Origin of the sequence: Stenotrophomonas sp. 1278 (genome assembly GCF_029892765.1) — a bacterium.
Taxonomy (GTDB): domain Bacteria; phylum Pseudomonadota; class Gammaproteobacteria; order Xanthomonadales; family Xanthomonadaceae; genus Stenotrophomonas; species Stenotrophomonas indicatrix.
Map to the genome: position 1 here is coordinate 20638 of NZ_JARXWD010000008.1, position 20659 is coordinate 41296.

Here is a 20659-nt window from a genome sequence, read left to right on the forward strand (position 1 = left end):
AGGGCCGGGCGGACGGCGTGCGACCGCCCGGCTGATGCCGCTGGGCGATCAGGGGTCGTACATCATCCCGTTCTCGTCGCGGTTGTAGTGGTCGCTGGCCACGCGGGTGCCATCGTCATAGACCACGTACAGCGTGCAACGCTGGTGGATGCCGAAGCCGGCCCGGAAGGGCACGCACTCTTCCTGCAGCCCGACTTCTTCGGCGGCATTTGCCGGCGCTGAAGGCACCAGCGCGGCAAGCGCCAGCACGGCACCGAATGAACACGCGAACAGTTTCTTGTGCAGCATCATCGATCACACTCCTTGTAGTCGTAGTCGGTGTTCAATCCAGATCAGTCCGCCGGGAGGTACCACTGGCCGTTCTGGTCGATCCAGTACACCGACGTGAAAACGGTGCCATCTGCCAGCGTGCGGGTAACTGTGCAGCGTTGATGCACAAGGTTTGGCCCCAGTCTTACGGGCACGCAATCGGTCGTCGATCCGGGAGACCCGGCCGCGTGGCTGCTCGCCGGTACCACACTGCCCACTGCCAACATCAATGCGGCCATCGAGGCCAGTTGCAGTTTCATAAGCATCATCCTTGCTTTCTGCAATCGCGCACATGCGCCTGGCCTGTTTAACATGCGACCGCAGTAGCCGGAAGTGCCGCGCCTGCGCTCAGTCTCCGATCTCACCGCGCCGGCTTGCCGCGCGCACTGCCTGCGCCGTGGTCGCCACGCCCAGCCGCTGGCGTGCCCTGCGCAGGTGGTTTTCCACCGTGCGTGTGGACAGCCCCAAAGTCGCAGCGATATCGGCCTGGCGACGACCAGCGGCAACCCAGCGCAGGACCTCACGCTCGCGGGCGCTGAGGGTGCCGGCAGGCACAACCGCCGGGACGACAGACAGCCGATGCGCCATACGGAAGGCGGCGGTGCCAATCAGCTCCAGCAGCAACCGTGCCGATGGAGATGCGTCGATCGTGCGTCCTCCCCAGCTGACTGCCCCTTCCAGGCCGGTCGCACCGAACACCGGCACCTGCAGGCCGTGCAGTCCTTCGCCGCGCGGTTGCCGCACGACCTGGTAGCGCTCGCCGCGCACGCCCTGCTGCTTGCTCCAGAAGAACGGCGCATCGCTGTCCAGCACATGGCGATTGACCGGGCACGCATGCAGGTAGTGCGCCACGCCACTGCTGGCGCCCTCGCCGAACCAATCGCCATCGATCCAGTACAGGCGCTGCGCGCCTCGGTCCAGATCGGTGCCGGTAGCGAACATCAGCGTGCGGTCATAACCCAGCGGCGCGCCGACGCCGCGCAGTACGGTACCGATGGCTGCCAGCGAACGTGCACGTTCCAGCACCAGCAATGACTGCACGACGGTATCCATGCCGGTCAGCGTGCGGCCAACGCATCCAGCAGGGTGCGCGCAGCCAGCTTGCCCAACGCATTGCCCGCCAGCGGGCTGTCGCCGGTCAGCAGCAGGCGGTCCTGCATCACGCTGCCATCGATGCCCTCGTTGACGATCTGCACGCCCTGCTGGGCCAGGCGCTCACCGAAGAACCACGGCAGTTGACCAGGCATGTAGCCGATATCCGGGGTCTGCCGGTCCATCGCATCGGGGAAGGCGCAGATCCGATGACCGCGGAACAATGAACCGCCACCGGCTTCATCCACGCCAGCCGCCAGCAGCGCGGCAGGGCCGTGACAGAGGGTGATGATGTGGCGTTGATTGTCCACCGCCCACTGCAGGGTGGCCTTCACCGCGCGGCTTTCCGGCAGGCCGATCAACGCACCGTGACCGCCGGGAATGAACACCGCGGCATAGTCCGAACCGGCATCGAGGGCGGCCGCCACGTCGTCCAGGTGCAGAGGCTGGCGGAAGCGGGGTTCGTAGTGTTCGTGCAGGCCGCCGATCTCGCGGTCTTCGCGTGGGAACGCCCACCATTCAAACTTCACCGGGTTGCCCGACAGCGTCGCCACGTCGATCCCGAAACCGGCCTTGTGCAGGTGATACATCGGCAGCAGCGTCTCCACCGGATGGTTGCCGGTCGAGAACAGGTGGCCGTTGGCGGTCGGCAGATAGCGTTCGTCGGCGGCGATCATCAGCACTTTCCAGCGTCCGTCACGGCGGGCATCGGGATAGTCCGCGCCGGACAGATCGGTGGTTGCCGAAGTGAACTGGGACAGCGAGTACGGCGACGGGAAAAACGCATCCCGCTCGGCCGGATCGGGGCTGGGCTGACGGCTGGGTTCTGACGTGTTCATGCGGACCTCCTGCGGAAGAGAGTGGTCACCTTAGCCAGAGCGATGCGTACGCACGATGAGGGATTTCCCCCAATGCGATCAGGCAGGGTGCGCTTGCTGAACCCGCTGGTAGGCGTCGTCCAGCATTGCCAGAAACGCCTGTCGCTGCGCGGCATCAAGCACCACCGCGCGTTCGAACGCATCCACGCTCGCACTCCAGTCCGCCAGTGTGTCGTCGTTGTAGAGGGCCTGATGCCGTTCCCATGCTCCGCCTGCCTTCAGGTACAGCCACTTGTCGAACAGGTGCAGCGGGCTGCCGTTGTCCAGTTGCAGGGGGCGGGTGGTCCTGGTGTGGGCCAGCACGCTGCGCAGCGCAGGTGAATCGTGAAGCTGGCCTGCCCAGACGTGGTTGCCAAGATGTTGCTCGGCAAAGCGCAGGATCGCCTGGTGATCATCCTCCAGCCCGGCCTCGTAGAGTGCCTGCGGCACCCGCAGGTGCCGGCGATCGAACAGCCACTTCAGTACCAGCGTTGCCGCCTGCGGGGTGGTGTTGTGTTCATTGCCAGGGTCGAAATCATGATGGCCGATGAACTCGCGGTCCTCATGCAGATTGAGCTGGATGGTGTCCACGCGCTGCCTGCGCTTGCAGAACCAGAGCTTGATGTCGACGTCCCCGGTAAGCGGCTTTTCAAAGTAGGCGGTGTTGCCGAATTCTTCCAACCGGCCGTTGAAGTACGCCAGGCAGTCCTGGAGTGTGGCTGATGGCTGCACGTATCCGTCCCAGAAGCCTTCGGGCTTTGGCGGATTGCCCTTGGGCCGGCGACTGAACAGGGTGGCGGACTTGAAGTGGCTCAGCAGGCTGCCACGCGCTCCGACGGTGGGCGGATAGAAGCGATCATTGATGATGTCGAAGGCAAAGTAGAACTCCATGTCGTGGAGCTTGTCCTTGACCGATTTCTGCCCCTGGTTCGCGCTGATCGTGGTCGGGGGCTTGCCGATACCATGCTGTGCGAGCCATGCCTGCAGATGAGCATCCGAGCCCTTGCTGCCGAGCAGTTCGACCAGTGTTGAGATATGCATTCCATTGCCTCGTTGTCGGTGGCCCGGACGGGAAAGCGCGGGCCATGGTTGCTGTAAGTCGTGCGCTACTTCGCCGGCAGAGGATGAGCCTCCATGTCCTCATGCAGGATGCGGCGGAGTTCGACGATGGCCGGCGTGGCTTCCTGCACGCTGTGACCGGACACGATCACTTTTTCCGAGACGGCCTTCGGCAGGTGCGCGCTCCAGTAGGGAACCAGTCCATCGTCGGTCTTTTCCAGCGGACCTTCGGCCTGGGTCCGCGCGATGATCGAGTGGTAACGCACCTTCGGCGATATCGGCAGATCGGCCACGGCCTTGACGAAGGCATCGTCCTTGTCCAGGTTCTGGATGCTGTTCATCTGGTAGCCGTGCTTGTCGTCGTTGCGCTCGACCTTGCCGTCGTTTGCCAATGTCGCGACATCCTCCAGCACCGTCAGCGGCAGGCGCACGAAGCGGCCGAGCCAGCGCCCCAGGCGCGTGCCGGCAACATCGGTGCCGCGATGGGGGGTAGCGATGAACACCACCCGTGAGATTTCCGGTTCCGGCTGGAATGTCAGCACCGGCGCGCCCTTCGTACGCAGCAGTTCGCGCTGCGCCGGGGTCATCTGCGCAGTCGCCAGCAGGGTGTCGACCAGATGATCGCCAGAGGAGGACACCATCAGCCGCGAAATCACCCCGCCCATGCTGTGCGCGACCACCACCATGTCGCGCGATGCGAGCGCCTTGCCGGTTGGGTCGAAGTGCTGCAGTGCCTCGTGCAGGATCCGCCGGATCTCATCGTGGCTGAGGGCGATCGGCATGTTGGTCGGGTAGTAGAACTGCCAGATCTGGAAGTCGCCGCGGATCTCATCGTCACGCATCAGTTCGTTGGCCACGTTGACCCACGCCTCCGGGCTGCTGGCCAGGCCATGGATCATCAGCAGCACGCGACGGTCCGGATCGTACGGCTGCATCATGAACAGATGCGGCTTGTCGATACCGCCCTTGCCGCCGAACAGCGTACGCAGCGATTGCCGGCTGAAGTTGGAGCGGGCCAGCCACAGCGCGTAACCGGCGGTGAAGTTCGCCGCCAGTGGCACCTGCTCGCCGTGCAGTTCCACCACCGCTACCTGGTAGGGGTCGTGGATCTCCAGTTCCGGCTCGTCGTCGTGCAGCACTTCCCATAGGTTGTTGCCGGAAAAACGCAGCAGCACGGTCATCGACGGCGACGGCATCTCGCTCCAGTCGCGCTCGGCCTTCGTTGCGTTACCAGCGGCGGCGGCCGCCAGGCCGGTGCTGGCCGGGTCTGCCATCACCGCCACCAGTTCGGCGCCGAAGCCGTCGCGGCGATGCACGCTGCGCAGGGTGCCGGTGAAGGACATCGATGCGGCCGGTACCAGTTCCAGCGGCTCGCGCGTGTCCGCTGCCGGGCCATCGTCGGCAGGCGCGAGCACGAAGGTCCAGCGTCCCAGCTGGAACCGCCCGTTGTCGTTGCGCACCTGCTTGCTCGAGTAGGCTTCGAACAGCAGCACGGCTGATTCCTGCACGGCCAGATTGTAGTAGTCGCGCACCTGGGTCTGGCGGTCTTCGAAACCACGCTGGTTGGCGGTGCGTTCGGTGAAGAACAGATACGCGTAGGACTGCCGCGCGATCTGCATCCACGCATCCAGCCGCGGCTGGAAGGTCGGATCAGGCGGTGCGGTCGCGGCCTTGCTGCGGGCCACCGACGCCGACTCGCGCTTCGGCGCCGGCATCGTCATCGCGTACTGCACCCACAGTTCGGCCAGCGCCGAGCGCTTGTCTTCCTCGCGGACGACGATGCTGCCCTCCATCGCCTCGATGCAGGGCAGGCCGGGCTTGGCACAGACGCCCTCGTCCAGGCCGGCCACGCGCAGGGTCTCCATGGTGGCCGCGCTTAGCTTGCCGCTGGTGAGGATGTCGCCGCGCTTGAGCGCGATGTACTGCCCTGGCGTGACCGTGCCCACCTGCACCGATGGGCCGAACTGGCGCAGCGTCGCGCACCCGCTCAGGGCGAGCAGGGCAACGAGGACGAAGGTGGTGCGGATGACGCCGATGCCTGTTCTTTCCATGTGAACTCCCTGCGCTGGCGCCACTCTAGCGGCAGGCGTGTCAACGCGGAAGCAGGCCTGCGGCAGCGCCGGACCGTGCCCGGCGAACCCCGCCTGTCAGCCGGTCTCCCCGCAGATCATCCCTCGATCAGGCAGGTCACCGCAGCCGAATAACCATCGTAGTCGTCACCGGCACCCACATGCAGCGTGTGCGTGGCATCAATCTTCTTGAGGTAGGAAGGCGCTTCGGTTTCGGCCGCGTCGTTGACCGTCGTCACTCCCCAGGATCGGGCCAAACGCTGGTGATCAACGCCCTGCAGATACACGTGCAGGCTCTTGTAGGGCTTGGAAATGCTCACATCCGCGCTGGCTACGGTGCCTCCGAACAGCGCCACCGGCTTGCCCTTGGGCTCGAACACGCTGCCGGGGTCGCGGCTCAGGCCGGCGGCATGGAATGCCTGCTCCACCTGCGCTTCAGTGAAATCGGAACCCGCCTTGCAGGCCAGCAGGGCTTCCAGTGCGGTGGTGCTGGTTGCCGGAGGTGCGGCAACAGCAGCGGTTGTCAAGGCCAGGCCCAGCATCAGGGCGATAAGCGGCTTGTTCATTGCAGATCCTTCTGTATGTCGCGGAGCAGCGGAGGCGCCGGCACCAAGTCCGGGAAGACAGGCTGAAGTGTGGGGCAGGGTAGTGTTGTCGGCTAGGCCCCCTCGCTGGGTTGCCAAGCGATTCCCCGATCAAGGGCATCCAAGGCCAGTTGCGCCCATTGGCGTACCTCTTCCAACGGATGCTGCAGCTCAGCCCGCAGGGTCGGACCGACCGTGCTGTCGCCTGATTCGCCGAGCAGTTCCAGCAGCTTTCCGCGCGAGTAACCATCATCCACCGCCGGCAGCCGGGCAAGCAGGTGCGGCACCGCAATGGCCGCGGCCGGGCGAGGCCCCCAGTAGGCGTCTTCATAGGTTGCCGGATCCTGATCAAGGATCTGGTCGAGCCAAGAGACAACGTCGATTCTGTCGAGATCCATGGCGGCCCCTCCCGTAGCCAGGGATTACACCATCTGCACGCCAGAGGCGTCGGTTTCCACTGTGATCATTTCCACCAGTGCCCATAGGCCCGTGAACAGCACGCCGATCAAGAGCCAGCCCAACAACAGCGTGATCAGTAGTTGGCAGACCGCGCGTCCGTGGTAACCGGCATAGAAGTTGTGGACGCCGAAAATGCCCAGGAACAAGGCGAGCAGGATGTAGATGGCACGGTTCCTGGCGGTAGGCGGGGATTGCGATACCGGTGCCGCATAGACAGCGTCGCTTGGCTGCTGAGAGGCCGGTGGGGCAGCTGCATCGCAGGTCGGGCAGATCGCCGTATCGCTGCGTGCCTTGCAGTTGCATTCGGAGCTGTTCATCAACGCCACGGTGCTTCTCCTTGTCGAGGCAGCGGTTCTGGACCTGATGCGGCCAACAAAAAAGCCAGACCCCAATCGACGGGAGATCTGGCTTTTCGTGCCCCGAAGGGCGGTACAAATGGTGGAGGTGGGCGGAATTGAACCGCCGTCCGAAGGCACTCCATCCCCAGCACTACATGCTTAGCTCACCGTTGAATCTCATCCCCGAGCAGCACGGTGTGCAAAGCGCACCCGGGAACCAGCCTGTTGTGTTCTTGTGCCGGACTGACAGGCAGCCGCCCAGCGCGATTCCATGATAATGACTCTACGCTGCGAGCATGGACACAAGCAGTTTCGAGGCTCCGCCTAAGTCGGCAGAAGGTCACGCACCGCAGTTTTTAGGCTGCGAGAGCGACCGGAGCGTAGTTGTCGTCGTTGGCAACTAGAGTTTTGCAGCTGGATTTACGAGGAAAGCTACCCCCTCGGCATGCGCCAGGCGACTTCACAACCCCCGTCGAAACCAATGCACCCCCGGTTTCTTCAAGTTCTGCAAGGTACGAGGCCTGTTCCGTGTCGCCACGGTCAGTACCTGCCCAACGCTGCGCATGCTACGCCAAAAAACCTGAACAGTCACCCGCTTCCGCAGGTCGCTTGCTAGCATCGGCGGTTCCGATAGTCGCCCAGGGAATGGAACGCATGCAGCTCGAAATCGCCGTGACCGACGCCCCCAGCCCGCAAGCACTGGAGTTGATTGCCGATGGCCTGGATCAGTTCAATCTGCAGGCGGCCGGCCATGCCGATCGACGCACCTTGGCCGTGCTGGCCACCGATCCGGCCAGCGGCGAAGTGGTGGGTGGCTTGAGCGGGCGCACCTCGCTGGGCCTGTTGTTCATCGACCTGTTCTACATGCCGCCCGCACACCGGGGCAATGGCATGGGGTCGCAGATGCTTGCCGCTGCCGAAGAGGAAGCACGCCGGCGCGGCTGCCGTTCCGCCGTGCTCTACACCATCAGCTTCCAGGCGCCGGACTTCTATGTGAAGCATGGCTGGACCGTATTCGGCCAGGTCCCGTGCGATCCGCCGGGGACCAGTCGCGTGTTCCTCAGCAAGGATCTCCGCGCGGCGTGAATGGCAGGCGTCGGCCTCAATCCTCAACATGTTGCAGAGCGTCCGTCATAGCGGATTGCTAACGTCGTGGGCACGAATTTGCGACACACTGGCTACGACCATTCCAGCCAGGACAGATACGGAGACGGCCGGTGACCGAAGCAATGCAACAGCGCAGCCTGCGTCAGCTGGTTGGCCCGGTAGGGGCCGATTACCAGCGGCGGGCACTGCCGCCCGGCTGGGTCTGGGCGGTGCTGGCGGTGTTGTTGGCTGCAACCTGGGCAACCGAGTTGCCGGCCACGGCTGCAGCTGCGCTGATCGCCAGTGCGGTGGTGGTGCATTGGCCTCGGCGTGGCCGCTTCCATTGGCTGGGCTGGCGGCTGCCGGCCCTGGCGGTACTGGCCGCACTCCTGTGGGGTCCGGATGTGCTGTCACAGTGGTTCGAGCATGGCCTGGCCCTGACCCTCATGTCGCTGGCCAGCCTCAGCATTGGCGTGCACGTGTGGCAGTCGCGGCAACTGGCGCGGCAGCTGCAGGCCTCCGCCGACGCGCTGGACGACGCCCAGTTGCTGGCCCTGCTGCCCGTCGATGCGGCGCGGCTGGCACAGCAGTGGCGTGCCGGTGATGATCGCCATGCTCCGGAGCTGTCGGTGGTGATGCACCTGGCAGTGATGCACGCGGCGCTGTCACCGCGTCTGCGCGGGCAGGGCATGCTGGCGGGTTGAGTCGTTGCCCGAAACGGTGGGCGACGCCCCGCGCTGGGGCAGTCTGGCGCAGTCCTTCGAAAGCCGACGGAGGTGCCGTGGGCTAAAGGACTGGCAGCACCTTGCGCAGATAGATCCGCTCGTGGCCCGGCGGGCAGTCGGGGAGCCGTCCGAACACTTCATAGCCCTGTCTCAGGTAGAAGTGTTCGGCCTGCCAGTCGAAGGTGTCGAGCATCACCCCGCACGCACCAGCGTCACGGGCCTGGGTCTCGGCATCCGCCAACAGGCGCTGGCCGATGCCACGCCCGCGACGTTCCGGGTCGACCCACAGGACATGCACCTGCAGCCAACCTGCGCAGACATCGGCAAGCAGTCCGCCGCGCAGTTCACCTTGTTCATCGCGCCAGGCCAGCCGGACCGGCACGTCTTCGAAGTCGAAACCGCTGCTGGCGCGGTTGAACGCAGACAACCGCGCGCACAGCTCGCGCGCGTCTTCAGCATTGGCCGCCGCAGGAGCGTCGGCGCGCTCCATCAGGCGTCGCGGTTGCCGCGACGCATTACCCGCTGCTTCTCGATCGCCCAGTCACGATCCTTGGCGGCATCGCGCTTGTCGTGGGTCTGCTTGCCCTTGGCCAGCGCCACTTCCAGCTTGATCTTGTTCTTGCTCCAGTACATGGCGGTGGGCACGATCGTGTAGCCATCACGCTCGACCTTGCCAACCAGCTTGTCGATCTCGCTCCGGTGCAGCAGCAGCTTGCGCTCGCGCCGGTCGTTGGCCACCACGTGGGTGGAGGCCTGGATCAGCGGGGTGATCTGCGCGCCGATCAGGAAGATCTCGCCGTCCTTCACATAGGCGTAGGCGTCGACGATGTTGCCGCGGCCAGCGCGGATCGACTTCACTTCCCAGCCCTGCAGGGCCAGGCCGGCTTCGAAGCGGTCTTCGATGTGGTACTCGTGACGGGCACGCTTGTTCAACGCGATGGTCTTGTTGGCCGTCGCGCTCTTTGCTTTATCCTTGCCGGTGTTCTTGCTCATTTCCGTATTGTCTCCGATTCGGGCCCGCCCGGTCGATTGCCGAAGCGTCCTGTATTCATGCCTACTATCCGCCGCAGTGCCCTGGTCGAACATTCGGCCGCGCGCATGTTCGATCTGGTCAACGACGTCCAGGCCTATCCGCGCCGCTTCCGCTGGTGCTCGGACGCCCGCATCCTCGAGCAGGGCGAAGACCGGCTGGTCGCTCGCCTGGACCTGGGCCTGGGTTCGTTCAGCACCTGGTTCCAGACCGAAAACACCCTGCAACGCCCGCACAGCATCGACATGCAGCTGCGCGAGGGGCCGTTCAAGCAACTGCACGGCCGCTGGGAATTCCACGCCCTGGCGGAAGATGCCTGCAAGGTCACCCTCACCCTGGACTTCGAGCCGAGTTCACGCCTGCTGGGTCCGGCGCTGGCCATCGGCTTCCAGGGATTGGCCGATCGCATGGTCAACGATTTCGTCCGCGTCGCCGACGAGGGCTGAACGATGATCGAGGTCGAGGTCGTGCTGGCCTGGCCACACCAGGTGCTGTCGCGCCGGCTGCAGCTGGAGGAGGGGGCGACCGTGGCTGATGCCGTGGCAGCGGCCCGGCTCGAAGGCAGTGCCGACTGTCCTGCCGCCGCCGTGCATGGCGTACTGGCGCAGCCGCATCAGGTGCTGCTGGATGGTGATCGTGTGGAGCTGCTGCGTGGCCTGCAGGCCGACCCGAAGGACAACCGCCGGCGACGCGCGCGCGGCGGTTGATCCCCAAGGCCCGTCCGGAGGACGGGCAGGGTGGCTCAGCGGCCGCCCTTCTTCTTCTTGTCCTTCGGCAGATTGCGGCCGAACTGGCGCACGGTCTGCTGGGCAAGGGCCTTGTCGTTGGCCGGGAAGTAATCGCCTTCCCAACGGGTGACCACATCATTTTCGAAGTACACGACGAAATTCTTCACGTCGCTACGGCCCAGGCGGTTCACGCGCTCGGTCGAGGTGTAGTCCCAACGCTGGGCGTGGAACGGATCCGGCACCGACGGGGTGCCCAGCAGGGCAGTGACCTGCTGCTTGCTCTGCCCGACCTGCAGTTTGGCAACGGCATCTTCCCGGATCAGGTTGCCCTGGTAGATGGGTTGCTTGTAGATGATGCCGCACCCGGTGGTGGACAAGGCGACGGCGGCGACCAACAGGAGATTGCGCATCGGGACTGGCGGTTGGGGAAATCAATCCGATGATACACTCCCGGCGTGCCACCGCGACCCAATCCGAGGCAGCTGGCGCTAAATCGCCAATGAACGGAGACCTATGGAAACCCACGACCTGCGTAAAGTCGGCCTGAAGGTGACCCATCCGCGGATGCGGATCCTGGCGCTGCTCGAGCAGCGCAATGCCCAGCACCACATGACCGCCGAAGACATCTACCGCCAGCTGCTGGAGCATGGCGACGAGATCGGCCTGGCCACGGTGTACCGGGTGCTGACCCAGTTCGAGGCCGCCGGCCTCGTGCTCAAGCACAATTTCGAAGGCGGCCAGGCCGTCTACGAACTCGACCGCGGCGGCCACCACGACCACATGGTCGATGTGGACAGCGGCAAGATCATCGAGTTCGAAAGCACCGAGATCGAAGACCTGCAGCGCAAGATCGCGGCCGATCACGGCTACGAGCTGGAAGAGCACTCGCTGGTGCTGTACGTGCGCAAGAAGCGCAAGTAGGCCTCGCAGCCAGCTGATTGCGACGAAACCCCGGGCATGCCCGGGGTTTTTGTTTGTCTGGCCTCAGCGTCGCGGTAGATCCACGCCATGCGTGGATGGCCCCATCAGGACGTCCAGATCCACCGCCTCGGCCATCGCCCGGTTCCCCGCATCGCCCGGGTGCAGGTGGTCGCCGGAGTCGTAGGCAGCCGCCATCCGTGAGGGATCGGCCGGATCGCGCAGGGCCGCGTCGAGGTCGATCACCGCGTCGAACGGGCTGTCCGTGCGCAGCCAGGCGTTGAGCTGCTGGCGCAGGGCGTCCTTGTCCGCGGCGTAGTAGTCGTCCAGCGGGGTGCCGGGCAGGGCGCCGGCAAACGGGGTCAGGGTCGCGCCGAGGATGCGCAGGCCGCGCGCATGGGCGCGCTGGGCCAGATCGCGGTAGCCGGCCTGCAGCTCGGCCAGGCTGGGCCGGGCCTGCGCGCGGGCAAAGGCCGTGCCCGGCCAGCTGATGTCGTTGATGCCGATCAGCACGATCACGCTGGCGACACCGGGCTGGTCGAGCACGTCACGCTGGAAACGCTTGCGGGCCGATTCGCCCATGCCATCGCGCAGCAGGCGACCGCCGGATATGCCGGCATTGACCACCGCTACACCTTCTGGTGCCAGCCGCGCGGCGAGGTGATCGGTCCAGCGCTGGTCCTGGTCGAGGCTGGCGGTGGCGCCATCGGTGATTGAATCGCCGATCACCACCACGCTGCGCGCGATGGCCGGGGCCTCGACTTCGATAGCCGACAGGAGCAGGCGGGCCGTGGTGCTGCTGGCGTCCCGCAGCGCGGGTCGTTGATGCTGGTCGCCCGGCGCAATCCAACTGGTTTGCCGCCCGTCCCAATGGAAGGTCTGCAGCGGCGTGCGGTCGGGCAGGTAAACGCTGACCTGCACCGCCTGCCGATCAGCGGTGAGAAGGGGGAGCGGATCGCTCAGGCGGTCCTGCCCGGGCGCAATCACGACCCCGGGCTGGCCGTCGAAGCGCAGCGGCTGCGGCGTGTCCCCCGTATGGGCGGCGATGCTGGCAGCGCCGATCCGCAAAGGTTGGGTGCCGTAGATATTGCTCAGCCGGACCCGCAGGCGCGACCCGCCCAGGCTGACGCGAGCGCTCTGGCGAAAGGTCTGGTCCTGCAGTTGGCCGGGAATGAGGGTAGGAAACAGGAAATCGCTGCCCCACACCGGCTGCGGGCTGGCTTGCCAGCTGGCCACCCAGTGCGGGGCAGGTGACGCGGCGGCGGCGCCGGACAGGACAAGCAGGGCGGTGGCGGTCAGTTGGCTCAGGCGATTCATCGGGATGACCTGGTGGGAGGGACGGTCATGGTGCGTCCAGGGTTATCTGTGAACTAGACTGCGCATGGACAATCATCTGTGAATCGAATTCATTGGCATGGCACGCACCGACATCAACCGATCCGGCGAACTGGAAGTGTTCGTACGGGTGATCGAAACCGGCGGCTTTTCCGCCGCCGCCCGCAGCCTGGAGATGACACCGTCGGCGGTCAGCAAGCTGGTTGCGCGGCTGGAACAACGGCTGGGCACGCGCCTGCTGCAGCGCTCCACCCGCCAGTTGCAGCTGACCCCGGAGGGCTGCGCGTTCTATGAGCGCGGCCTGCGGGTGCTGGCCGATCTGGAAGAGGCCGAACGCTGCGCCAGCGCCCACGCCGAGCCGCGCGGGCGGCTGCGGGTCAATGCCAACGTGCCGTTCGGCCAGCATTTCCTGCTGCCGCTGCTACCGGAATTCCTGCAGCGTCATCCGCAGGTCGGTGTGGACCTGACGCTGACCGACGAGGTGATCGATCTGCTGGAGCAGCGCACGGACGTGGCGGTGCGGGCCGGTCCGTTGAAGAGTTCCAGCCTGGTCGCGCGCCGGCTGGGGGCGACGCGGATGATGATCGTGGCGGCACCGGCCTATGCGGCACGACACGGACTGCCGGCCAATGCCGATGCGCTGCTGGCGCACAACCGGTTGGATATCGGCCATGCACGGTCGGTGCAGGGCTGGCCGCTGCTGCAGGATGGCCAGCAGCAGCGGGTACTGCCGAGCGGAAATGCGCGCGCCAGCAATGGCGACGCGCTGCGTCAGCTGGTGCTGGGTGGGCTGGGCCTGGCCCGGCTGGCGGCGTTCCAGGTGCAGGCCGATATTGCGGCAGGCCGGTTGCTGCCGGTGCTGGAGGACGCCAACCCGGGCGACCTGGAAGAGGTGCACGCGGTGTTCCTGGGGCAGGGGGGCTACCTGCCGCTGCGGGTGCGCGCGTTCCTTGATTTCCTGGTGGAGAACGTCGATCTGACGCAGCCGCGGGGGTAGTGCCGGCCGCTGGCCGGCAGCGTCATGACCTTCGTCCACGTGCGCCGGGTTGCCGGCCAGCGGCCGGCACTACCAGGCGTCAGGCCTGCAGTAGATCCACGCCATGCGTGGATGAATGCCCGCGATTCACGCGCGCCAACAGGCGTGCAGGGGCCTACACCTGCAGCAGCTTGCGCGCGGCGGCGCGGGCTTCCTTGCTCACTTCCACGCCACCCAGCATGCGCGCCAGCTCTTCCTCGCGGGCCTTTGCGTCGAGCTTCTCCACCGCGCTCTGGGTCATGCCTTCCACCGGTGCCTTGCTGACCCGGTAATGGGCGTGGCCCTTGGAGGCGACCTGCGGCAGATGGGTCACGCACAATACTTGGCGCTTTTCGCCGAGGGCGCGCAGCTTCTGGCCGACGATATCGGCCACCGCGCCACCGATGCCGGAGTCGACTTCGTCGAACACCATGGTCGGCACTGCATCCAGGTCGAGCGCGGCCACTTCGATAGCCAGCGAAATACGTGACAGCTCGCCACCGGAAGCGACCTTGCGCAGCGCACGCGGTGGCTGGCCGGCATTGGCAGCTACCAGGAACTCGACGCGCTCGGCGCCCTGCGGGTCCGGCTTGCCGTTGTCCTGCGGCTCCAGCTCGATCAGGAACTGACCGCCGCCCATGCCCAGCTCGGCAATGATGCCGGTGGTGGTGGCCGACAGCTCGGCAGCAGCGGTGCGGCGGCTGGTGGTCAGTGCTGCGGCCTCGATACGCCAGGCCGCTGCGGCCTTCTCAATTTCGCCGGCCAGACGCTGCAGGCGCTCGTCGGCGCCGCGCAGCTGTTCCACTTCGGCGTGCATGCGCTCACGCTGCGCACCCAGCTCATCCATCGGCACGCGGTGCTTGCGGGCCAGGTCGTGCAGGCGGCCGAGGCGGCGCTCGTTCTCCTCGAACTGGTCCGGATCGGCGTCCAGGTCGTCATGCACCCGGTCGAGCAGGGCCAGCGCCTCGTGCAGCTGGATGGAGGCGCTGTCGATCAATGCATCGACATCGCCCAGGCGCGGGTCATGTTCGGCCACCCGGGCCAGTTCATGCCGCACCTGCTGCAGCTGATCCAGCGCCGAGTGGCCTTCGTCGCCGTTGAGCTGGTCCGAAGCTGCCTGGCAGGCGGCCAACAGGGCGCTGGCATGCGCCTGACGGCGATGGCTGGCGCCGAGCGCGGTGATCGACTCCGGCTCCAGATCCTCACGGTCCAGTTCGCGCAGCTGATGTTCGAGGAAGCCGATGCGGTCACTCACGTCGCCCTGTTGCGACAGTGCGAGGGATTCATCGACCAGCGCCTGCCAGGTGGCGGCAGCGCGGCGCACCTGGCGGCGTTCGCTTTCGTTGCGGGCATAGGCGTCCAGCAGGGCCAGCTGCGACGGGCGCGTCAGCAGGGCCTGCTGCTCATGCTGGCCATGGATTTCCACCAGCAGGCCGGCGAGGTCGGCCAGCTGCGCCAGGGTGACCGGGCGGCCGTTGATCCACGAGCGCGAGCCGCCGTCGGCGCGGATCACGCGGCGCAGCTGGCATTGGTCTTCATCGTCCAGCTCATTGCTGGCCAGCCACTGGCGGGCGGCCTGCAGCTGGTCCAGCGCGAATTCGGCCGACAGTTCGGCCCGGGCCGCGCCATGGCGGACCACGCCGCTGTCGGCGCGCAGGCCGGACAGGAAGCCCAGAGCGTCGACCATCAGCGACTTGCCCGCGCCGGTCTCGCCTGAAACCACGGTCATGCCCGGCCCGAACTCCAGTTCGGTGGCGCGGACGACGGCGAAATCCTTGATTGAAAGATGTCTGAGCATGGGTAAGGGGGTGTCTGCAGCCGCGCAACGCTAGCACGCGCGGCGGGGTCGTCCAATGACTTGCCAAGGGGATGCGTCGCCATTATCTAATGTCCCTGTCTCACAGGTTGATTCCATGCACGGTTCTCCCGACCAACTTGCCCCGCGCGCGCGGCACCTGCTGCGCACGCTGATCGCGCGCTACATCCAGGATGGCGAGCCCGTGGGTTCGCAGACGCTGGCGCGCGTGGCCGGCCTGGAGGTCAGTCCGGCCACCATCCGCAACATCCTCGGTGACCTGGAAGACCTGGGCCTGCTGGCCTCGCCGCATACGTCGGCGGGCCGGATTCCGACCGCGCATGGCTACCGGGTTTTCGTCGACAGCCTGTTGCAGATGCAGCCGCCGGGCGAAGGGGAGCTGGCCCGACTGCGTCAGGAGCTGGCCGGAGGCGGCAGTACCCAGGCGCTGCTCGGCAGTGCGTCGGAGCTGCTGTCGGCGATGAGCCACTTCGTTGGCGTGGTCAGCGCGCCGCGCCGCGAGCAGTTCGCCTTCCGCCAGATCGATTTCGTGGCGCTGGACGGGCGCCGGGTGCTGGCGATCCTGGTGTTTGCCGACAATGAAGTGCAGAACCGGGTGATCGAGACGCGCCAGGACTTCGCACCGGGGCAGCTGGAGCAGGTGGCCAACTACCTCAATGCCAACTTCGCCGGGCTGCCCCTGGCCGAGATCCGTACCCGCCTGCTGCTGGAGCTGCGCGACGCCCGTTCCGAGCTGGAACAGGTGCTGGCGCACAGCGTCGAGCTGGCCGAGCAGGCCCTGCAGCCGCCGGCCGACGACATGCTGGTGGCCGGCCAGACGCGTCTGATGGGGGTGCAGGACCTGTCCGACCTGGAGCGCCTGCGCGAGCTGTTCGAGCTGTTTTCCAGCAAGCGCGAGATCCTGCAGCTGCTGGAGCGGACCATCCAGGCCCCCGGCGTGCGCATCTTCATCGGCGAGGAAACCGGCGTGGTACCCCTGCAGGGCGTCTCGCTGGTCACCGCGCCGTACACCGCCAACGGCCAGGTACTGGGCGTGCTGGGCGTGATCGGGCCGAAGCGGATGGCGTACGACCGCATGATTCCGCTGGTCCAGGCCACCGCCGATGTGCTCGGCGCGGCCTTTTCGCCGGGCGGGCGAAGTCCGGGTGCATCGGACGCTTGAAACGCAGCATCCCGCCCACACTAGGGTGGGTGGAGGCGGAGAGTGACCGCCAGGGACCCAGACATGAATCAAGATCAGCCAGACATCGCCGCCCAGCAGGCCGCCGCCGACGCAGCTGCCGCCGAGGGCGTCAACGAACAGATCGAACAGCTCCGTGCCGAAGTGGAGCAGGTCAAGGCCGAAGCGCTGCGTGAGCGCGCCGACCTCGACAACCAGCGCAAGCGCGTGGCCCGCGACATCGAACAGGCGCGCAAGTTCGCCAACGAGAAGCTGCTGGGCGAACTGCTGCCGGTATTCGACAGCCTCGATGCCGGCCTCAAGGCCGCCGGCGACGATGCCCATCCGCTTCGCGAGGGCCTGGAGCTGACCTACAAGCAGCTGCTGAAGGTCGCTGGTGACAACGGCCTGGTGCTGCTGGACCCGACCGGGCAGCCGTTCAACCCGGAACACCACCAGGCGATCAGCCAGGTCGCTGCCCCCGGCGCCGCCCCGGGCAGCGTGGTGACCGTGTTCCAGAAGGGCTACCTGCTCAACGAGCGCCTGCTGCGGCCGGCGCTGGTGGTGGTTGCCGCCGATTGACCGCGGGCGCCGGGCCTGGCCTGGCGCGGGTTTTCCCGCCGCGACCGGGGCATCGGCATGACCGACGCTGAACGTGTTGGGCGAACGGAAACACAGCGTTCGGGGGATGGCTTGAATGTTCCACGAGCCTCCCCCACATCCCATTCATCCACCGGCCGAACGGCCGGACTGACAAAAACAACATCCTTCAAGGAGTCTCCCCCATGGGCAAGATCATTGGTATCGACCTCGGCACCACCAACTCGTGCGTGGCGATCATGGACGGCGGCAAGGCCCGCGTCATCGAAAATTCGGAAGGCGATCGCACCACCCCGTCGATCGTCGCCTACACCAAGGACGGCGAAGTCCTGGTCGGTGCCTCGGCCAAGCGCCAGGCCGTGACCAACCCGAAGAACACCTTCTACGCAGTGAAGCGCCTGATCGGCCGCAAGTTCACCGACGCCGAAGTGCAGAAGGACATCGCGCACGTCCCGTACAGCATCCTGGCCCATGACAATGGTGATGCCTGGGTGGCCACCAGCGATGCCAAGAAGATGGCACCGCAGGAAATCTCGGCCAAGGTGCTGGAGAAGATGAAGAAGACCGCCGAGGACTTCCTCGGTGAGAAGGTCACCGAAGCGGTCATCACCGTGCCGGCCTACTTCAACGACAGCCAGCGCCAGGCAACCAAGGACGCTGGCCGCATCGCCGGCCTGGACGTCAAGCGCATCATCAACGAGCCGACCGCGGCCGCGCTGGCCTATGGCCTGGACAAGGGCGACAACAAGGATCGCAAGATCGTTGTGTACGACCTGGGCGGCGGCACCTTCGACGTCTCGGTGATCGAGATCGCCAATGTCGACGGCGAGAAGCAGTTCGAAGTGCTTGCCACCAACGGCGACACCTTCCTGGGTGGCGAAGACTTCGACAACCGCGTCATCGAGTACCTGGTTGAAGAGTTCAACAAGGACCAGGGCATCGACCTGCGCAAGGATCCGCTGGCCCTGCAGCGCCTGAAGGATGCTGCCGAGCGCGCCAAGATCGAGCTGTCCAGCGCCCAGCAGACTGAAGTGAACCTGCCGTACGTCACCGCTGACGCGTCGGGTCCGAAGCACCTGAACATCAAGCTGACCCGCGCCAAGCTGGAATCGCTGGTGGAAGAGCTGATCAGGAAGTCGATCGAGCCGTGCCGCGTTGCGTTGAATGACGCCGGCCTGCGTTCGAGCGACATCAGCGAAGTGATCCTGGTCGGCGGCCAGACCCGCATGCCGAAGGTGCAGCAGGCTGTCACCGAGTTCTTCGGCAAGGAACCGCGCAAGGACGTCAACCCGGACGAAGCCGTGGCACTGGGTGCTGCGATCCAGGGCGGCGTGCTTGGCGGCGACGTCAAGGATGTGCTGCTGCTGGACGTGACCCCGCTGTCGCTGGGCATCGAAACCATGGGCGGTGTGTTCACCAAGATCATCGAAAAGAACACCACCATCCCGACCAAGGCCTCGCAGGTGTTCTCCACCGCCGAGGACAACCAGTCGGCCGTGACCGTGCACGTGCTGCAGGGTGAGCGCGAACAGGCCCGCTTCAACAAGTCGCTGGCCAAGTTCGACCTGTCCGGCATCGAGCCGGCCCCGCGCGGCCTGCCGCAGGTGGAAGTGTCCTTCGACATCGACGCCAACGGCATCCTGCACGTGTCGGCCAAGGACAAGAAGACCAACAAGGAACAGAAGGTCGAGATCAAGGCCGGTTCGGGTCTGTCCGAGGAAGAGATCGCACGCATGGTCGCCGACGCGGAAGCCAACCGCGAAGAAGACAAGAAGTTCCAGGAGCTGGTGCAGGCCCGCAACCAGGCCGATGCCCTGATCCACGGCACCCGCAGCGCGATCACCGAGCACGGCAGCAAGGTTGGTGGCGAAGTGATCGGCAAGGTGGAAGCGGCCCTGGCCGATCTGGAAACCGCGATGAAGGGTGACGACAAGGCGCAGATCGAAGCCAAGTCGAAGGTGCTGGAAGAAGCTGGCCAGTCGCTGTTCGCTGCGGCTTCGGCCGACCAGGGCGGTGCCGCCCCGGGTGCCGACGCCGGCAATGCGGGCAAGGCGCAGGATGACGTGGTGGACGCCGAGTTCACCGAAGTCAAGGACGACAAGAAGTCCTGATCCGGACCGACACGGGACGCTGGTTGCCAGCGTCCCGTTGTCGTACCAGGGTCCTGACCGCCCTCTGGCGTGTCGGGGCGCCCGACGCAAGAGCGGACCTGGTTCCGCTCTTCCGCTTTGACGAATCCCGACTTTCCGGAATGCGATCCACGATATGAGCAAGCGCGATTACTACGAAGTGCTGGGCGTTGCCCGCACCGCCACCGACGAAGAACTGAAGAAGTCCTACCGCCGTTGCGCGATGAAGTTCCACCCGGACCGCAACCCGGGCGATGCGGCGGCCGAAGCCTCCTTCAAGGAGTGCAAGGAAGCCTACGAAGTCCTGTCCGACGGCAACAAGCGCCGCATGTACGACAGCCATGGCCATGCCGCGTTCGAACACGGCATGGGCGGTGGTGGCGGTGGTCCGGGCGGCCCGGACATGAACGATATTTTCGGCGACATCTTCGGCAACATCTTTGGTGGTGCCGGCGGTGGTGGCCCGCGCCAGGCGCGTCGCGGCGCCGACATCGGTTACGTGATGGAGCTGGACCTGGAAGAAGCGGTGCGTGGCGTCGAGCGTCGCATCGAGATTCCGACCCTGGCCGAATGCGGCGACTGCGATGGCAGCGGCTCGGAGGACGGCAAGGTCGAGACCTGCAACGTCTGCCATGGTCGTGGCCAGGTGCGCATCCAGCGCGGCATCTTCGCCATGCAGCAGGCCTGCCACAACTGTGGTGGCCGTGGCCAGATCATCGCCAAGCCCTGCAAGACCTGCCACGGCAACGGCCGTGTCGAAGAAGACAAGGTGCTGTCGGTGAAGGTGCCGGCGGGCGTGGATACCGGCGACCGCATCCGCCTGGCGGGTGAGGGCGAGGCCGGCCCTGCGGGGACGCCACCGGGCGATCTGTACGTGGAAGTGCGCGTGCGCGAGCACCACATCTTCCAGCGCGACGGTGACGACCTGCACTGCGAAGTGCCGATCCGCATTTCGCAGGCCGCACTGGGCGATACCGTGCGCGTGGCCACCCTCGGTGGTGAAGCGGAAATCCGTATCCCGGCCGAGACCCAGACCGGCAAGCTGTTCCGCCTGCGCGGCAAGGGCGTGCGTTCGGTGCGCAGCCGCAGCGAGGGTGACCTGTACTGCCGCGTGGTAGTGGAGACGCCGGTCAACCTCACCAGCGACCAGCGCAAACTGCTGGAGCAGTTTGAAGCCACCTTCAACGGCGAGGATGCGCGCAAGCATTCGCCGAAGTCGGCGACCTTCATCGACGGCGTCAAGGGCTTCTGGGATCGGATGACGTCCTGATCCCTTGAGGGAAATGTTGAACGACAGCGCCGGGCCATGCCCGGCGTTCTCTTTTCCGGCGCAGCAGATCCGTGCCATGCG

The 20659-nt window shown here is 65.9% G+C and carries 24 protein-coding genes and 1 other RNA gene; 10 read left to right on the top strand and 15 right to left on the bottom strand.

Going from position 1 to position 20659, the window contains the following annotated elements:
* Positions 1-48 precede the first annotated feature (48 nt).
* From M2299_RS09705 to ssrA, 10 genes are all read right to left on the bottom strand, one after another.
* Positions 49-291, bottom strand: a complete 243-nt coding sequence (locus tag M2299_RS09705) for a hypothetical protein (RefSeq protein WP_025878849.1) — start codon at positions 289-291, stop codon at positions 49-51.
* A 41-nt stretch (positions 292-332) separates the two neighbouring features.
* On the bottom strand, positions 333-569 hold the full coding sequence (locus M2299_RS09710) for a hypothetical protein (RefSeq protein ID WP_100436600.1): 237 nt from the start codon (positions 567-569) through the stop codon (positions 333-335).
* Between the two features lie 88 nt (positions 570-657).
* Complete coding sequence (locus M2299_RS09715) at positions 658-1362, bottom strand: PA1136 family autoinducer-binding transcriptional regulator (RefSeq protein ID WP_280884262.1); 705 nt, start codon at positions 1360-1362, stop codon at positions 658-660.
* A gap of 5 nt (positions 1363-1367) precedes the next feature.
* Complete coding sequence (gene hchA, locus M2299_RS09720; protein ID WP_100436107.1) at positions 1368-2240, bottom strand: glyoxalase III HchA; 873 nt, start codon at positions 2238-2240, stop codon at positions 1368-1370.
* Positions 2241-2318: 78 nt separating this feature from the next.
* On the bottom strand, positions 2319-3299 hold the full coding sequence (locus tag M2299_RS09725) for a hypothetical protein (RefSeq protein WP_280884263.1): 981 nt from the start codon (positions 3297-3299) through the stop codon (positions 2319-2321).
* Between the two features lie 65 nt (positions 3300-3364).
* Entirely contained in the window at positions 3365-5368 is a 2004-nt protein-coding gene (locus M2299_RS09730) for an alpha/beta hydrolase (protein ID WP_280884264.1), read from the bottom strand.
* A 116-nt stretch (positions 5369-5484) separates the two neighbouring features.
* Positions 5485-5952: a hypothetical protein gene (locus M2299_RS09735; RefSeq protein WP_280884265.1), complete on the bottom strand. Its 468-nt coding sequence runs from the start codon at positions 5950-5952 to the stop codon at positions 5485-5487.
* A gap of 92 nt (positions 5953-6044) precedes the next feature.
* Complete coding sequence (locus M2299_RS09740) at positions 6045-6368, bottom strand: hypothetical protein (RefSeq protein ID WP_099842293.1); 324 nt, start codon at positions 6366-6368, stop codon at positions 6045-6047.
* Positions 6369-6392: 24 nt separating this feature from the next.
* On the bottom strand, positions 6393-6746 hold the full coding sequence (locus tag M2299_RS09745; protein ID WP_100436110.1) for a TM2 domain-containing protein: 354 nt from the start codon (positions 6744-6746) through the stop codon (positions 6393-6395).
* Between the two features lie 119 nt (positions 6747-6865).
* Positions 6866-7258, bottom strand: a transfer-messenger RNA (tmRNA) gene (ssrA, locus tag M2299_RS09750).
* A gap of 163 nt (positions 7259-7421) precedes the next feature.
* On the opposite strand from ssrA, the gene M2299_RS09755 reads away from it, so the two are divergent.
* Together M2299_RS09755 and M2299_RS09760 are read left to right on the top strand one after the other, a co-directional pair.
* Positions 7422-7853, top strand: coding sequence for a GNAT family N-acetyltransferase (locus M2299_RS09755; protein ID WP_080149515.1), 432 nt, complete (start codon positions 7422-7424; stop codon positions 7851-7853).
* 131 nt (positions 7854-7984) lie between these two features.
* On the top strand, positions 7985-8557 hold the full coding sequence (locus tag M2299_RS09760; protein WP_025878859.1) for a hypothetical protein: 573 nt from the start codon (positions 7985-7987) through the stop codon (positions 8555-8557).
* A gap of 82 nt (positions 8558-8639) precedes the next feature.
* On the opposite strand, the gene M2299_RS09765 is transcribed toward M2299_RS09760, so the two are convergent.
* Positions 8640-9068 (bottom strand): GNAT family N-acetyltransferase, encoded by a 429-nt coding sequence (locus tag M2299_RS09765; protein ID WP_280884266.1) that lies wholly within the window; start codon positions 9066-9068, stop codon positions 8640-8642.
* Positions 9068-9571 (bottom strand): SsrA-binding protein SmpB, encoded by a 504-nt coding sequence (smpB, locus tag M2299_RS09770; RefSeq protein WP_025878861.1) that lies wholly within the window; start codon positions 9569-9571, stop codon positions 9068-9070. Before smpB ends, M2299_RS09765 begins: the two co-directional genes overlap by 1 nt.
* A gap of 57 nt (positions 9572-9628) precedes the next feature.
* On the opposite strand from smpB, the gene M2299_RS09775 reads away from it, so the two are divergent.
* Together M2299_RS09775 and M2299_RS09780 are read left to right on the top strand one after the other, a co-directional pair.
* Complete coding sequence (locus M2299_RS09775) at positions 9629-10054, top strand: type II toxin-antitoxin system RatA family toxin (RefSeq protein ID WP_025878862.1); 426 nt, start codon at positions 9629-9631, stop codon at positions 10052-10054.
* A gap of 3 nt (positions 10055-10057) precedes the next feature.
* Positions 10058-10315: an RnfH family protein gene (locus M2299_RS09780; protein ID WP_032977653.1), complete on the top strand. Its 258-nt coding sequence runs from the start codon at positions 10058-10060 to the stop codon at positions 10313-10315.
* A gap of 35 nt (positions 10316-10350) precedes the next feature.
* Here M2299_RS09780 and bamE read toward each other — a convergent pair whose 3' ends face one another.
* Positions 10351-10746 carry an outer membrane protein assembly factor BamE gene (bamE, locus tag M2299_RS09785; protein ID WP_280884267.1) on the bottom strand — a complete coding sequence of 132 codons (396 nt, stop codon included), beginning with the start codon at positions 10744-10746 and terminating at the stop codon, positions 10351-10353.
* A 103-nt stretch (positions 10747-10849) separates the two neighbouring features.
* Between bamE and fur the strand changes: the two genes are divergently transcribed.
* Positions 10850-11257: a ferric iron uptake transcriptional regulator gene (gene fur / locus M2299_RS09790; protein WP_025878865.1), complete on the top strand. Its 408-nt coding sequence runs from the start codon at positions 10850-10852 to the stop codon at positions 11255-11257.
* A gap of 63 nt (positions 11258-11320) precedes the next feature.
* Here the strand turns inward: fur and M2299_RS09795 are convergent, their stop codons facing one another.
* Positions 11321-12571 carry an SGNH/GDSL hydrolase family protein gene (locus M2299_RS09795; protein WP_280884268.1) on the bottom strand — a complete coding sequence of 417 codons (1251 nt, stop codon included), beginning with the start codon at positions 12569-12571 and terminating at the stop codon, positions 11321-11323.
* Between the two features lie 97 nt (positions 12572-12668).
* On the opposite strand from M2299_RS09795, the gene M2299_RS09800 reads away from it, so the two are divergent.
* Positions 12669-13586, top strand: a complete 918-nt coding sequence (locus M2299_RS09800; RefSeq protein WP_025878867.1) for a LysR family transcriptional regulator — start codon at positions 12669-12671, stop codon at positions 13584-13586.
* 154 nt (positions 13587-13740) lie between these two features.
* Here the strand turns inward: M2299_RS09800 and recN are convergent, their stop codons facing one another.
* Positions 13741-15402 (bottom strand): DNA repair protein RecN, encoded by a 1662-nt coding sequence (gene recN, locus M2299_RS09805; RefSeq protein ID WP_280884269.1) that lies wholly within the window; start codon positions 15400-15402, stop codon positions 13741-13743.
* 115 nt (positions 15403-15517) lie between these two features.
* Between recN and hrcA the strand changes: the two genes are divergently transcribed.
* The 4 genes from hrcA to dnaJ all read left to right on the top strand — a co-directional run bounded on the left by hrcA (position 15518) and on the right by dnaJ (position 20578).
* The gene (gene hrcA / locus M2299_RS09810) at positions 15518-16582 is read left to right on the top strand and encodes a heat-inducible transcriptional repressor HrcA (RefSeq protein ID WP_164280653.1); all 1065 of its coding nucleotides are present in this window, start codon (positions 15518-15520) and stop codon (positions 16580-16582) included.
* Between the two features lie 63 nt (positions 16583-16645).
* Entirely contained in the window at positions 16646-17161 is a 516-nt protein-coding gene (gene grpE / locus M2299_RS09815; RefSeq protein WP_025878870.1) for a nucleotide exchange factor GrpE, read from the top strand.
* A 203-nt stretch (positions 17162-17364) separates the two neighbouring features.
* Entirely contained in the window at positions 17365-19290 is a 1926-nt protein-coding gene (gene dnaK / locus M2299_RS09820) for a molecular chaperone DnaK (RefSeq protein ID WP_025878871.1), read from the top strand.
* Between the two features lie 154 nt (positions 19291-19444).
* Complete coding sequence (dnaJ, locus tag M2299_RS09825) at positions 19445-20578, top strand: molecular chaperone DnaJ (protein ID WP_025878872.1); 1134 nt, start codon at positions 19445-19447, stop codon at positions 20576-20578.
* The last annotated feature ends 81 nt before the right edge of the window (positions 20579-20659 follow it).